The organism is Cupriavidus metallidurans CH34 (genome assembly GCF_000196015.1).
Lineage (GTDB): Bacteria > Pseudomonadota > Gammaproteobacteria > Burkholderiales > Burkholderiaceae > Cupriavidus > Cupriavidus metallidurans.
This window is the reverse complement of the sequence record NC_007973.1, coordinates 1,105,600-1,117,984: the sequence shown is the minus strand read 5'-3', so window position 1 is coordinate 1,117,984 and position 12,385 is coordinate 1,105,600. Positions and strand designations below refer to the sequence as shown.

General features: G+C 62.9%; 13 protein-coding genes. 2 read left to right on the top strand and 11 right to left on the bottom strand.

Annotated elements, in window-relative coordinates:
- The 10 genes from hscB to uvrB form a co-directional block, all read right to left on the bottom strand.
- The gene (gene hscB, locus RMET_RS05170; protein WP_011515821.1) at nucleotides 1-519 is read right to left on the bottom strand and encodes a Fe-S protein assembly co-chaperone HscB; all 519 of its coding nucleotides are present in this window, start codon (nucleotides 517-519) and stop codon (nucleotides 1-3) included.
- A gap of 64 nt (nucleotides 520-583) precedes the next feature.
- Nucleotides 584-904 carry an iron-sulfur cluster assembly protein IscA gene (iscA, locus tag RMET_RS05165; RefSeq protein ID WP_008649296.1) on the bottom strand — a complete coding sequence of 107 codons (321 nt, stop codon included), beginning with the start codon at nucleotides 902-904 and terminating at the stop codon, nucleotides 584-586.
- Nucleotides 905-975: 71 nt separating this feature from the next.
- Nucleotides 976-1,377, bottom strand: a complete 402-nt coding sequence (gene iscU / locus RMET_RS05160; protein WP_008649297.1) for a Fe-S cluster assembly scaffold IscU — start codon at nucleotides 1,375-1,377, stop codon at nucleotides 976-978.
- A gap of 56 nt (nucleotides 1,378-1,433) precedes the next feature.
- Entirely contained in the window at nucleotides 1,434-2,654 is a 1,221-nt protein-coding gene (locus RMET_RS05155) for an IscS subfamily cysteine desulfurase (protein WP_011515819.1), read from the bottom strand.
- Nucleotides 2,655-2,729: 75 nt separating this feature from the next.
- Nucleotides 2,730-3,284, bottom strand: coding sequence for a Fe-S cluster assembly transcriptional regulator IscR (gene iscR, locus RMET_RS05150; RefSeq protein ID WP_008649299.1), 555 nt, complete (start codon nucleotides 3,282-3,284; stop codon nucleotides 2,730-2,732).
- 97 nt (nucleotides 3,285-3,381) lie between these two features.
- Entirely contained in the window at nucleotides 3,382-5,493 is a 2,112-nt protein-coding gene (locus tag RMET_RS05145; protein WP_011515818.1) for a site-specific recombinase, read from the bottom strand.
- Nucleotides 5,493-5,972, bottom strand: a complete 480-nt coding sequence (locus RMET_RS05140; RefSeq protein WP_011515817.1) for a low molecular weight protein-tyrosine-phosphatase — start codon at nucleotides 5,970-5,972, stop codon at nucleotides 5,493-5,495. The genes RMET_RS05145 and RMET_RS05140 overlap by 1 nt, the downstream gene beginning before the upstream one ends.
- A gap of 49 nt (nucleotides 5,973-6,021) precedes the next feature.
- Nucleotides 6,022-6,261, bottom strand: coding sequence for a hypothetical protein (locus tag RMET_RS05135; RefSeq protein ID WP_008649302.1), 240 nt, complete (start codon nucleotides 6,259-6,261; stop codon nucleotides 6,022-6,024).
- Nucleotides 6,262-6,311: 50 nt separating this feature from the next.
- Complete coding sequence (locus RMET_RS05130; protein ID WP_008649303.1) at nucleotides 6,312-6,533, bottom strand: hypothetical protein; 222 nt, start codon at nucleotides 6,531-6,533, stop codon at nucleotides 6,312-6,314.
- Between the two features lie 94 nt (nucleotides 6,534-6,627).
- Nucleotides 6,628-8,721 (bottom strand): excinuclease ABC subunit UvrB, encoded by a 2,094-nt coding sequence (uvrB, locus tag RMET_RS05125; protein WP_011515816.1) that lies wholly within the window; start codon nucleotides 8,719-8,721, stop codon nucleotides 6,628-6,630.
- A gap of 197 nt (nucleotides 8,722-8,918) precedes the next feature.
- Here uvrB and RMET_RS05120 point away from each other — a divergent pair, with 197 nt between their 5' ends.
- Both RMET_RS05120 and RMET_RS05115 read left to right on the top strand, forming a co-directional pair.
- Nucleotides 8,919-10,115 (top strand): amino acid aminotransferase, encoded by a 1,197-nt coding sequence (locus RMET_RS05120; protein ID WP_011515815.1) that lies wholly within the window; start codon nucleotides 8,919-8,921, stop codon nucleotides 10,113-10,115.
- A 252-nt stretch (nucleotides 10,116-10,367) separates the two neighbouring features.
- Nucleotides 10,368-11,612 carry a polyhydroxyalkanoate depolymerase gene (locus tag RMET_RS05115; protein ID WP_008649308.1) on the top strand — a complete coding sequence of 415 codons (1,245 nt, stop codon included), beginning with the start codon at nucleotides 10,368-10,370 and terminating at the stop codon, nucleotides 11,610-11,612.
- 78 nt (nucleotides 11,613-11,690) lie between these two features.
- Here RMET_RS05115 and RMET_RS05110 read toward each other — a convergent pair whose 3' ends face one another.
- Nucleotides 11,691-12,323, bottom strand: a complete 633-nt coding sequence (locus RMET_RS05110) for a TetR family transcriptional regulator (RefSeq protein WP_011515814.1) — start codon at nucleotides 12,321-12,323, stop codon at nucleotides 11,691-11,693.
- Nucleotides 12,324-12,385: the final 62 nt, after the last annotated feature.

The following is a 12,385-nucleotide window of genomic DNA, read 5'->3' as shown; positions in this document are numbered from 1 at the left end:
TTATTCCTCGAGACGATCGATCGCCTCGCTCGCGTCGTGTTCGATCTTCTCGATAAACATTAGCTGTCGTGCCGCCTCGCCAGCGGCGCCGTTGTCGTCTGCATCAAGCAGCGCGCCAAGCGCCGCATGGCGTTCGAGCTTTTCCTGACGCAGATCGCGCAGCAGGCGATCCAGCTGATCCACCGCGCGGCCGTCGACGGCATCCTGCAGCGCCTCGCGCCATTCCATCTGCTGCATCAGGAATTCGGGTGCCATGGCCGTATTGCTCTCGGCCTGGATATCGACGCCCCGCAGATGCAGAAGATAGATCGCGCGCTTGAGCGGCTGGCGCAGCGTCCGGTATGCCTCGTTGGCATGCGCGGCCCACTGCATGGCCACGCGCCGCTCGGCATCGCCCGCATTGGCGAAACGGTCCGGGTGTGCCTGCGACTGGACCGTGCGATAGGCCGCGTCCAGCGCGGCCTCGTCCACTTCATAACGGGCAGGCAGCCCGAACAGCGCAAAAAAATCGTCTTTCAAGAGCTTCCCCAACAAAAAGGAGCGGCTATGCCGCCCCCTGTTGCATGCCTCGCGGCAAAAGCCGTCAGACCCGGAACGACTCGCCGCAGCCGCACTCGTCCTTGACGTTGGGGTTGTTGAACTTGAAGCCTTCGTTCAACCCTTCGCGTGCGAAATCCAGCTCGGTGCCGTCGATGTACGGCAGGCTCTTCGGGTCCACGATCACCTTGATGCCGTGCGTTTCGAACACCTGGTCTTCGGGCAGCACTTCATCGACGTACTCAAGCTTGTACGCCAGACCCGAACAGCCAGTCGTCTTCACGCCCACGCGCAGGCCCACGCCCTTGCCGCGGCGTTCCAGGTATCGGGCGACGTGCTTGGCCGCCTTTTCGGTCATTGAGATCATCTTTGCCTTGCTGTCGAACACCGCGCGCGACCCACTTGCCACGCGCGGTCATGCAAACCGTCTACGCCGGATCAGGCAGCCTTCTGCTCGGCGCCCGGGTGCTTCTTCTTGTAATCATCGACGGCCGCCTTGATGGCGTCCTCGGCGAGGATCGAGCAGTGGATCTTCACCGGCGGCAGAGCCAGTTCCTCGGCGATCTGGGTGTTCTTGATCTCCAGCGCCTGGTCCACGGTCTTGCCCTTGACCCACTCGGTCACCAGCGACGACGAGGCGATCGCCGAACCACAACCATAGGTCTTGAACTTGGCGTCCTCGATCACGCCCGCCTCGTTCACCTTGATCTGCAGCTTCATCACGTCGCCGCAGGCCGGGGCGCCGACCATGCCGGTACCCACCGCGTCGTCGTTCTTGTCGAACGAACCGACGTTACGCGGATTTTCATAGTGGTCGAGAACCTTGTTGCTGTAAGACATTTTGGCTACCTCTAATCAATCTTTTAATGGGGTTGTTCTTTTTACGTGTGCCGCAATCAGTGCGCGGCCCACTGGATCGAATTCAGGTCGACGCCGTCCTTGAACATTTCCCACAGCGGCGACAGGTCGCGCAGCTTGCCGATCTTGTTCTTGAGCAGTTCGACGGTGTAGTCGATTTCGGCTTCGGTCGTGAAGCGGCCCACGGTGAAACGGATCGAGCTGTGCGCCAGTTCGTCATTGCGCCCAAGGGCGCGCAGCACGTACGACGGCTCCAGCGAAGCCGACGTGCAGGCCGAACCCGACGACACGGCCACATCCTTGATCGCCATGATCAGCGACTCACCCTCGACGAAGTTGAAGCTGACGTTGAGGTTGTGCGGCACGCGGTGTTCCATCGAACCGTTCAGATACACCTCTTCCATGCTCGACAGACCATTCCACAGGCGGTCGCGCAGCATCCGGATACGTTCGTTTTCCGTGGCCATTTCCTCGCGGGCCAGACGGAATGCCTCGCCCATGCCGACGATCTGGTGCGGGGCCAGCGTGCCCGAACGCATGCCACGCTCGTGACCGCCGCCGTGCATTTGCGCTTCGATGCGCACGCGCGGCTTGCGGCGAACATACAGCGCGCCGATGCCCTTCGGACCATAGGTCTTGTGGGCCGAGAACGACATCAGGTCGCACTTCAGCGTGCTCAGGTCGATGGTCACCTTGCCGGTCGCCTGCGCGGCGTCGCAATGGAAGATGATGCCCTTCTCGCGGCAGATCTCACCGATCTGCTCGACGTCCTGGATCACACCAATCTCATTGTTCACGAGCATCACCGACACCAGGATCGTGTCCGGGCGAATCGCCTGCTTGAACACATCCATGTCGATCAGGCCGTCATCCTTGACGTCGAGGTACGTCACCTCGAAGCCCTGACGCTCCAGTTCGCGCGTGGTATCGAGCACGGCCTTGTGCTCGGTCTTCACGGTGATGATGTGCTTGCCCTTGCCCGAGTAGAAATTCGCCGCGCCCTTGATGGCGAGGTTGTCCGACTCGGTCGCGCCCGACGTCCAGACGATTTCGCGCGGATCGGCGTCGACCAGCGCGGCCACCTGCTCGCGCGCCTCTTCCACGGCGCGCTCGGCGTCCCAGCCATACGCGTGGCTACGCGACGCCGGATTACCGAACTGCTCGCGCAGGTACGGAATCATCTTGTCGGCCACGCGCGGGTCCACCGGCGTCGTTGCCGAGTAATCCATGTAGATCGGGAAATGTGGGGTGGTGCTCATCGTTATGACTGCCTTATAGGTACAGCTAATCGCTTAATGTCTACCGATAGTTTACTGCAGCCGCGAAATCCCTGCTCAGGACTGCGCGAGGCTGAATACCGAATTGACCACGCGGGGGCGTGCCGGCTTTTCCTGCTTGTCCGCCTTGCCACGGGACACGGCGACCGGCTGCTGCGCGGCGTCTTCGCGCATGTCGTGCAGCACCGCCGGCTGGCGGGCGCGCTGCTGGTCGACCAGATTCTTCAGGGAGACGGAGTCGAGATACTCAACCATCTTCTGGTTCAGCGTGGCCCACAGTTCGTGGGTCATGCAGCGTCCGCTGCCGTCATCTCCGTTACAATTGCCTTTTCCCCCGCACTGCGTCGCATCGAGCGGTTCGTCCACGGCGATGATGATGTCCGCCACCGTGACGTCCTCGGCCTTGCGGGCGAGACTGTACCCGCCGCCCGGGCCACGCACGCTCTCCACGATTTCGTGGCGGCGCAGCTTGCCGAACAGCTGTTCCAGGTACGACAGGGAGATCTTCTGACGTTGACTGATGCCTGCCAGGGTGACAGGACCCTGATCCTGGCGCATGGCCAAGTCGATCATGGCGGTTACCGCGAAACGGCCTTTGGTGGTCAGTCTCATGATGCTCGGGGAGGAATACTTGAGGATTTCGGTCGAGTATAAGATTTTCCGACTAAATCAGTCAAGTACCCCTTGCTGCAATGCAGTGTTCCACTCGCTATAACGACGGGCTTCCCTCGGGTGCCGAATCCGGCGCTTTACGCGGCGGAATCAGCAATGAAAGCGGATGCCGGAGAATGCGCTGACGCACCGCCCGCACCACTTCCCGCCGGTCGACCCGACGCAGGTTGCGCGAGCGCAGCGCCATGTTGAAAGCCAGCGCGAAGCTCACCGCCACGTTCAACACCCCCATCAGCGCGATCCCCGCCACCGCTAGCCACAGGGACGGCATGCGCAGCGCATCGAGCCCAAGCACGCCAATGGCCGCGCCGATCGAACCAGTCGAAAGCGTCACATGACGCACTTCCATGTGCGGACCAAAGAAGCTCAGGATCTCCGGCCCCAGCCCAAGCAGGAAGCCCAGCGACACGTTGGCCGTGATGCCCGAGAGATTGCGTTTCCAGAAATCGGCCAGGCGCATCGCACCGCGTTGACCGAGCACATAGCGCAAGCGCCGGTTGTAGGCCATGACGTCGTGCACGCGATGCAGCGCGAACCAGTTGTCGGCCCATCCCGCGATCAGGCTCGACAGCCAGAGCAGCACGCCCGTGAAGATCGCATAGAGCGGCGTGGGACCCAGGATCGAGAACGATTCGATCGTCGCGATCGCCTTCGCGGGCGTCAGTAAGTGGGCGCCGAACGCCTTGCCCACGCCCCACTCGATCGCCAGCGCCACCGGGAACACCACGGACAGGTTGCCGAAGATCGCGGCCGCATTTGACCGGATCATGGCGATCGTGTCGTCGACGAAAATCTCGCGCCCTTCCGGCCGCCCCGCGCCGTCGAGCCGGTGCGCCAGCGCCGGCCCGGTCATGGCTGGCTGCTTGGTGGCCAGCGTGAAATGTGCGAAATGGATCGCGAGGAAGCTGCCCGCGTAGTTCAGCGAGGCCAGGAAGCCTTCGATGAACTTGTCCAGGTGAAGCCCGTAGATCAGGAACTTCAGGTAGACGGTAAGGACGGTAACCAGACCACCGCCCATCGCGGCGCGCATCAGTTCGCGATACTCCTTGCGATCGCGCGTGATGTAGTGCTCGCCGCTCTCGGCCGAACGCTCGACGACCTTGCGCGCGAGTTGCGCGAACGACGAACTCATCAGATGCCCGACGCTGCGCCGCGCCTGCGTCGACCGGATCAACTCGGCAATCAGGTGCGCGTGCCGCCCATGGTGCGAGGGATCAACCCATGCGGTGAGGAGCAGATCGATACGTGCCAGGCGAGCCTTCATCCGCTCGATCTGGAACACCACTTCTACGGAGACACCGTTTTCCTCGAGATCCTCGTAGACCTGGCGCGCGGCTGCGTGGCAACCGTCGAGCAGGCCGCGGAAGTAATTGAGCCGATGGACGAATGCACCATCATCGTGCGCCAGTCCGTCCTCGCACAATGCCGCGACGGCGCGGTCCAGGCGGAAGAACGGTGTCTCGTCCACGCGCCCGCGCAGGCGGCTGCGGATCGCCTGACTCAGCCCCGTCGCCCTCACCTGGCTCACCAGAACCTGGATGCTGGCCGTCAGCGTCGCCTCGCGCGCCTTGCGCAGGCGCTTGACGCCATCGCCTTCTTCCGCACCACCATCCGCACCATCCTCGGCGCCCACCAGCAGCGCCTGGGCAAACCGCTCGACCAGTTCGTCGTCGAGTGCCTCTACCCAGTCAGCGTCGTTCTCATCGACAAACAGCAGCGCGAACAGACCTGCCATATCGCTGCGATTCGGAGGCGGCGGCAGGAAGCGCGCCTGGAGCCGGTCTGCCATCTCGCTCCAGATCCCCGGGTGGGAGGCCACGCCGGTATCGCAGAACAGCGAGGTCGGATCGTTGTCGCGCACGATCGAGCGGACCGTGCGGGCGAAGCTGTCGGCCCAGTCGGGATGCCGGGCCAGCACCTGTAGCAGGTAACGCAGGCGAACATGGACCGGGAAACTGCGGCTGCCGGCCCCGCCCGCCTCCGCGCCGGCATCGAGATTGCCGTCCCGGCGCAGCCAGTAGGCGAGTTCGATCAGCCATTGATTTCGGTCGGCGAGCAGCGCATCGGGGTCGGCCGCGGCCAGGATGGCATCCAGCTGCAGGCTGGCATTGCGTGACTCGCGCCACTTTCGAAACAGGGAACGCAGCATCAGGTCAGCCGCTTCCGCAACATCTCGATCACGCCGTCACAGGCATCCTCGATATAGTCCAGCACGCGCTCGAAACCATCGCCCTCGCCGTAGTACGGGTCGGGCACTTCCTCGGCGTTGTGCTGCGTGGCAAAGCTCATCAGCAGGCGCAGCTTGTCGGCGCCGGCATCGGCATGGAGCGCGTGCAGCGCCGAAAGGTTGGCCTGGTCCATCGCAAGCACCAGGTCGAAGCGGCTGAAGTCCGCCACGACCACCTGCCGGGCACGCAGTGCGGACAAGTCGTAGCCGCGTCGCAGCGCATGGCGCTGGCTGCGCGCGTCGGGCGCCCTGCCCACGTGATAGTCATGCGTGCCGGCCGAATCGAGTTCGACCAGATCGGCAAGGCCGGCGGCCTCGAGCTTGGCGCGCAGGACACCCTCCGCCGTCGGGGAACGGCAGATATTGCCCATGCAACACATCAAAATGGCGTACTTTTTCATCGGCGCGATTCTACCGCCTGCCGACTGACGCCGAAACGACTTCGCCCGGTCAGAGTTGCTCGGCGATCGCCTTGCCACGTGCGAATCCGGCCGCCTCGGCTTCTTCGGGCGTTCCGTACCGCTCGGAGGGTGGCGCTGTTTCCACCATCGTGCTGGCAGCGCGGATATTCGTGCCCTTGCGGCACACCCGCACCGTGTATTCCCATGCGATCGGTGAACGGGGTTTCACCAGCACCTGAATCTCGTGCGTCTCGAAAACCCTCTTCTTCCACTCACTGCTATAGGCCATTGCCTGTCTCCTGCGACCTGCGCTTCCGGATGCTTCGCCTTGCCGGCCCGTCAGTTCACTTCACCGGCGTCGATCGTACGCATGGCTTCGGCTTCCGCCAGGGCAAGCGCAGCCTCGGGCGAATGCGCCGTGCCGGTTTCCGTCTCGAAAGTCGGGCCGCCAGGCTCGCCGAACGCGTCGGCAATCGTCAATACCCCGGCAAACCCACCGCCCGCGTGCGGGACTGCACGGGCCACTACCGCATAACCACCATATTCGAACTGACTCACCATGGTGTGCTCCTTGTCCGTGATCCGGCGTCTCCGCCCCAACCACTATAGGATGCCGGCGATACGCCGTGGCTCGGGGTGATCCCCGATCGACCTCTTACGCGGACGGCGGCAGGAGATGATCGCCTTCGGCCCCAGCCCCGAACACCTGCGACCGCAGCTTCGCGAGTTGATCGCGCACCTGGGCCGCCTTTTCGAACTCCAGGTTCTTGGCGTGGTCGAGCATCTGCTTCTCCAGGCGCTTGATCTCCTTGGCCACCTGCTTTTCGCTCATGTCCTCGTACCTGGCCCGCTCGGCGGCGGCCGTCAGTTCGGCCTTGACGTCGTCGGCGTTGTAGACCCCGTCGATGATGTCCTTGATGCGCTTGACCACGCCTCGCGGCGTGATGCCGTTGGCTTCGTTGAAGGCCATCTGCTTCTCGCGGCGACGCTCGGTTTCCCGGATCGCCACCTTCATCGAGTCGGTCATACGATCGCCGTACAGGATGGCCGTGCCATTGACGTTACGCGCGGCGCGCCCGATGGTCTGGATCAGAGAACGCTCGGCGCGCAGGAAGCCCTCCTTGTCCGCATCGAGGATCGCCACCAGCGACACCTCGGGGATGTCGAGCCCCTCGCGCAGCAGGTTGATACCCACGAGCACGTCGAACGTGCCAAGCCGCAGGTCGCGAATGATTTCCACGCGCTCGACGGTATCGATGTCCGAATGCAGGTAGCGGACCTTCACGCCGTTTTCCGAAAGGAATTCGGTCAGTTGCTCCGCCATGCGCTTGGTCAGCGTCGTTACCAGTACACGCTCATTGACCTTGACCCGCTGATGAATCTCCCCAAGCAGGTCGTCCACCTGCGTCGTGGCGGGCCGCACCTCGATCACCGGATCGACCAGGCCCGTCGGCCGCACCACCTGCTCGACCACCTGCCCCGCGTGCTCCTTCTCGTAGTTCGCCGGAGTGGCTGTCACGAACACCGCCTGGCGCATCTTGCGCTCGTACTCGTCGAACTTGAGCGGTCGGTTGTCCAGCGCCGAGGGCAAGCGGAAGCCGTACTCGACCAGCGTGGTCTTGCGCGCGCGGTCGCCGTTGTACATGCCGTTTAACTGGCCGATCAGCACGTGGGACTCGTCCAGGAACATCAGCGCGTCTGGCGGCAGATAGTCAACCAGCGTCGGCGGCGGCTCGCCCGGCTTCGCGCCCGACAGATGGCGCGAATAGTTCTCGATGCCCTTGCAGAAGCCCAGTTCGGTGAGCATCTCCAGATCGAACCGCGTACGCTGCTCGAGCCGCTGCGCCTCTACGAGGCGGTTCTCCTTGTAGAAGAAATCCAGCCGCTCGCGCAGCTCCACCTTGATGTCCTCGATCGCGCGCAGCACCGTTTCGCGCGGCGTCACGTAGTGGCTCGAGGGATAGACCGTGAAACGCGGAATCTTCTGGCGCACGCGGCCGGTCAGCGGATCGAAGAACTGCAGCGAATCCACCTCGTCGTCGAACAGTTCGACGCGCACCGCCATCTCGGCGTGCTCGGCCGGAAAGATGTCGAGCGTGTCGCCGCGCACGCGGAACGTGCCGCGCTGGAAGTCGGTCTCGTTGCGCGTGTACTGCATCGCGATCAGGCGGGCGATGACATCGCGCTGGCTGATCTTGTCGCCAGTACGCAGCGTCAGGATCATCTGGTGGTATTCGCTCGGATTGCCGATACCGTAGATCGCCGACACCGTGGCGACGATGATCGTGTCGCGCCGCTCCAGCAGGCTCTTGGTCGCCGACAGCCGCATCTGCTCGATATGCTCGTTGATCGACGAGTCCTTTTCGATGAACAGGTCGCGCTGCGGCACGTAGGCTTCGGGCTGGTAGTAGTCGTAGTAGCTGACGAAATACTCGACCGCATTGCGCGGGAAGAACTCCCGGAACTCGGAATACAGCTGTGCCGCCAGCGTCTTGTTTGGCGCGAAGACAATGGCCGGCCGGCCCATCCGGGCGATCACGTTGGCCATCGTGAAGGTCTTGCCGGAGCCGGTCACGCCCAGCAGCGTCTGGTACGACAGGCCGTCCTCCACGCCCTCCACCAGTTGGCGGATCGCCTCCGGCTGGTCGCCCGCCGGCGAATACGGCTGATAAAGCTGGAATGGAGACCCCGGAAACGTGACGAATTTGTCTTCATCCAGGGCGGGGGCGGCTTCAGCAAGGTTCGTCATAAACGTAGGGAAATACCTGAGGAAAACTGGCGGATACGCTAGAATCTTGGGGTTGCGCGGCTTGGTTCAAGCACAGTCTGCCCGACGCTGCTGTCAGGTTCTGTCAGGAGTGTGTTCCAGGTTCCGCTGCAGCCACTGCGCAGTCGAAGCGATTCTACGCCCTCCGTTTTGTTACACAGCTGACCACGAGATCCCAAATGAGTTTGTTTTCTGCCGTCGAGATGGCCCCGCGCGACCCGATCCTGGGCCTGAATGAAGCGTTCAATGCCGATACCCGCGCCACCAAGGTGAACCTGGGCGTTGGCGTGTACTTCACCGACGAAGGGAAAATTCCGCTGCTGCGCGCCGTGCAGGAGGCCGAAAAGGCCCGCCTGACGACCGCCACGCCGCGCGGCTACCTGCCGATCGAAGGCATCGCCGCCTATGACCAGGCCGTGCAAACCTTGCTGTTCGGCAAGGAATCGCCCCTGATCACCGAAGGCCGCGTGGTGACGGCTCAGGCACTCGGCGGCACTGGCGCCCTGAAGATCGGCGCCGACTTCCTGAAGCGCCTGTACCCGAACGCGTCGGTCGCGATCAGCGATCCGAGCTGGGAAAACCACCGCGCGCTGTTCGAAGCTGCCGGCTTCCCTGTGGTCAACTACGCCTACTACGACGCTGCCAGCCACGGCCTGAACTTCGCCGGCATGGTGGAATCGCTGAAGTCGTACCCGGCCAACACGATCGTCGTGCTGCACGCCTGCTGCCACAACCCGACCGGCGTGGACCTGGACGAAGCCCAGTGGAAGCAGGTCGTGGAACTGGTCAAGGAACGTAACCTGATCCCGTTCCTGGACATGGCCTACCAAGGCTTTGCCGAGGGTATCGAGCCGGACGGCGCCGCTGTGCGCCTGTTCGCGGAGTCGGGCCTGCCGTTCTTCGTTTCCAGCTCGTTCTCGAAGAGCTTCTCGCTGTACGGCGAGCGCGTTGGCGCCCTGTCGATCGTGACCACGGGCAAGGAAGAAGCCCAGCGCGTGATGTCGCAGATCAAGCGCGTCATCCGCACGAACTACTCGAACCCGCCGACCCACGGCGGCACTGTGGTGGCCACCGTGCTGAACAGCCCGGAACTGCGCGCCATGTGGGAGCAGGAACTGGCCGAAATGCGCGACCGCATCAAGCTGATGCGCCATGCGCTGGTCGACAAGCTGGCCGCCAAGGGCGTGCCGGGCGACTTCTCGTTCGTGAAGGCCCAGCGCGGCATGTTCTCGTACTCGGGCCTGACCTCGGCCCAGGTTGACCGCCTGCGCACCGAACACGGCATCTACGCCGTGGGCACGGGCCGCATCTGCGTGGCAGCGTTGAACAGCCGCAACATCGACGCCGTGGTGAACGCGATCGCCGCCGTCTACTAAACCGGCAACATCGAACGGGTGCCGCACCAAAATGTGGCATCCGGCAGCGAAAGGCGACCTGGAGGCCACTCCGGTCGCCTTTTTCTTTGGCCGCTCGGAAATGTCATCTGGAATATAGGCAAATGCCCTATTGTCTTCCCCACTTGCAGGTACAACGATGAGGTTTATGCTGCAAAGCACGATCGTTCTATTCCGTGCATAATCGGTTGCACGACATCCGTTGGCGACAAGAAAGGCTAGACAGGTACCCCCATGCTTTATCAACTGCATGAATTCCAGCGCACGATGCTGAACCCGCTTACCGCGTGGGCCCAAGCGACTGCAAAGACATTTACGAACCCCCTCAGCCCCCTTTCACTGGTCCCCGGCGCCCCTCGGCTGGCAGCAGGCTACGAACTGCTGTACCGATTGGGAAAAGCCTACGAAAAGCCGGAATTCAACATCAAATCCGTCCGTTCGAATGGCCGCGACATTCCGATCGTCGAACAAACCATCCTGGACAAGCCGTTCTGCAAGCTGGTGCGCTTCAAGCGCTATGCGGACGATCCGGACACCATCAAGCTGCTCAAGGACGAGCCGGTCGTGCTGGTCTGCGCGCCGCTGTCCGGTCACCACTCCACGCTGCTGCGCGATACCGTGCGTACTTTGCTGCAGGACCACAAAGTCTATGTGACCGACTGGGTGGACGCCCGCATGGTGCCGGTGGAGCATGGTGAGTTCCATCTGTCCGACTACATCCGTTACATCCAGGAGTTCATCCGTCACATTGGCGCGGAGAACCTGAATGTGATCTCCGTGTGCCAGCCGACTGTGCCGGTGCTCGCCGCGATCTCGCTGATGGCGTCGGCAGGTGAGAAGACCCCGCGCACCATGACGATGATGGGTGGCCCGATCGATGCGCGAAAGAGCGCAACGGCGGTCAACTCGCTCGCCACCAACAAGTCCTACGAGTGGTTCGAGAACAACGTCATCTACACGGTGCCGGCCAACTACCCGGGCCACGGCCGCCGCGTCTATCCAGGCTTCCTGCAGCACGCTGGCTTCGTGGCGATGAACCCGGACCGCCATGTGTCATCGCACTATGACTACTACCTGAGCCTGGTCCAGGGCGGGTCCGACGACGCCGAGGCGCACGTCAAGTTCTATGACGAGTACAACGCCGTGCTCGACATGGCGGCCGAGTACTACCTTGAGACGATTCGCACGGTGTTCCAGGAATTCCGCCTGGCCAATGGCACGTGGGTCGTCGACGGCGAGCCCGTGCGTCCGCAGGACATCAAGAGCACTGCCCTGCTGACGATCGAAGGCGAGCTCGACGATATTTCGGGCGCCGGCCAGACCGCTGCCGCGCACGACTTGTGCACCGGTATCGCGAAAACCCGCAAGCAACACCTGACCGCCGAGAAATGCGGCCACTACGGGATTTTCTCGGGCCGCCGCTGGCGCGATAGCGTCTATCCGGAACTGCGCGATTTCATCCGCAAGTACCGCGCCTGACCGTCGCGCGTCGCATCAAAGTCAAACGCCCGCGAAGACTCGCGGGCGTTTTTTTATCTGCCGATGCCGGCGACAGCTTCAGCGCTTCAGGTACGACAGCAGCATCTCGGTATGCAGATCGGCAAAGCGATCGTGCTCCTCCTCCGAGGCCACGTCCCGGCCGATCACGGCACTGATCGTGTAACGATTCGACAGCACGTAATAGCCGAGCGCCGAGATGGTCAGATAGAACTGCGGCACGTCGATGTCATCGCGGAACAGGCCCCGCTTCTGTCCTCGCTTGATGATGTCGGCCAGCACGTCGACCACCGGGTTGACGAGCTGATGCAATTGCGCGGACTTCTTCAGGTGCCGCGCCTCGTGCAGGTTCTCGCTGTTCACCAGCCGGATAAACTCCGGATGCTTGTAATACCAGTCCCAGACGAAGCGGGCCAGCGTGCGGACGGCGGCAACCGGGTCTTCGTCGGTGATGTGGAGACGCTCCTCGTCCGCGCGAAATTCCGCATACTGCTTTTCGAGCACCGCCAGGAACAAGCCCTCCTTGCTGCCGTAGTAGTAATACAGCATCCGCTCGTTGGTCTCGGCACGGCGTGCGATCTGGTCGACGCGCGCGCCGGCCAGCCCGCCCTTGGCAAACTCTTCCGTGGCCGCAGCCAGAATGCGCCGGCGCGTGCCCTCGGGGTCCCGCTTGGTTCTTGGCTCGTTTGACATGAATTCCTGGTCTGTGAGTTGCGCGGATTATGGCACACAGCAATGTCGCGTCGCCCTGCTCC

What these genes read in the sequence shown, in the direction of transcription:
- iscA (WP_008649296.1), bottom strand. Translation starts at nt 904, where the DNA reads ATGATCTCAATGACCGAAAAGGCGGCCAAGCACGTCGCCCGATACCTG.
- iscU (WP_008649297.1), bottom strand. Translation starts at nt 1,377, where the DNA reads ATGTCTTACAGCAACAAGGTTCTCGACCACTATGAAAATCCGCGTAAC.
- RMET_RS05155 (WP_011515819.1), bottom strand. Translation starts at nt 2,654, where the DNA reads ATGAGCACCACCCCACATTTCCCGATCTACATGGATTACTCGGCAACG.
- iscR (WP_008649299.1), bottom strand. Translation starts at nt 3,284, where the DNA reads ATGAGACTGACCACCAAAGGCCGTTTCGCGGTAACCGCCATGATCGAC.
- RMET_RS05145 (WP_011515818.1), bottom strand. Translation starts at nt 5,493, where the DNA reads ATGCTGCGTTCCCTGTTTCGAAAGTGGCGCGAGTCACGCAATGCCAGC.
- RMET_RS05140 (WP_011515817.1), bottom strand. Translation starts at nt 5,972, where the DNA reads ATGAAAAAGTACGCCATTTTGATGTGTTGCATGGGCAATATCTGCCGT.
- RMET_RS05135 (WP_008649302.1), bottom strand. Translation starts at nt 6,261, where the DNA reads ATGGCCTATAGCAGTGAGTGGAAGAAGAGGGTTTTCGAGACGCACGAG.
- RMET_RS05130 (WP_008649303.1), bottom strand. Translation starts at nt 6,533, where the DNA reads ATGGTGAGTCAGTTCGAATATGGTGGTTATGCGGTAGTGGCCCGTGCA.
- uvrB (WP_011515816.1), bottom strand. Translation starts at nt 8,721, where the DNA reads ATGACGAACCTTGCTGAAGCCGCCCCCGCCCTGGATGAAGACAAATTC.
- RMET_RS05120 (WP_011515815.1), top strand. Translation starts at nt 8,919, where the DNA reads ATGAGTTTGTTTTCTGCCGTCGAGATGGCCCCGCGCGACCCGATCCTG.
- RMET_RS05115 (WP_008649308.1), top strand. Translation starts at nt 10,368, where the DNA reads ATGCTTTATCAACTGCATGAATTCCAGCGCACGATGCTGAACCCGCTT.
- RMET_RS05110 (WP_011515814.1), bottom strand. Translation starts at nt 12,323, where the DNA reads ATGTCAAACGAGCCAAGAACCAAGCGGGACCCCGAGGGCACGCGCCGG.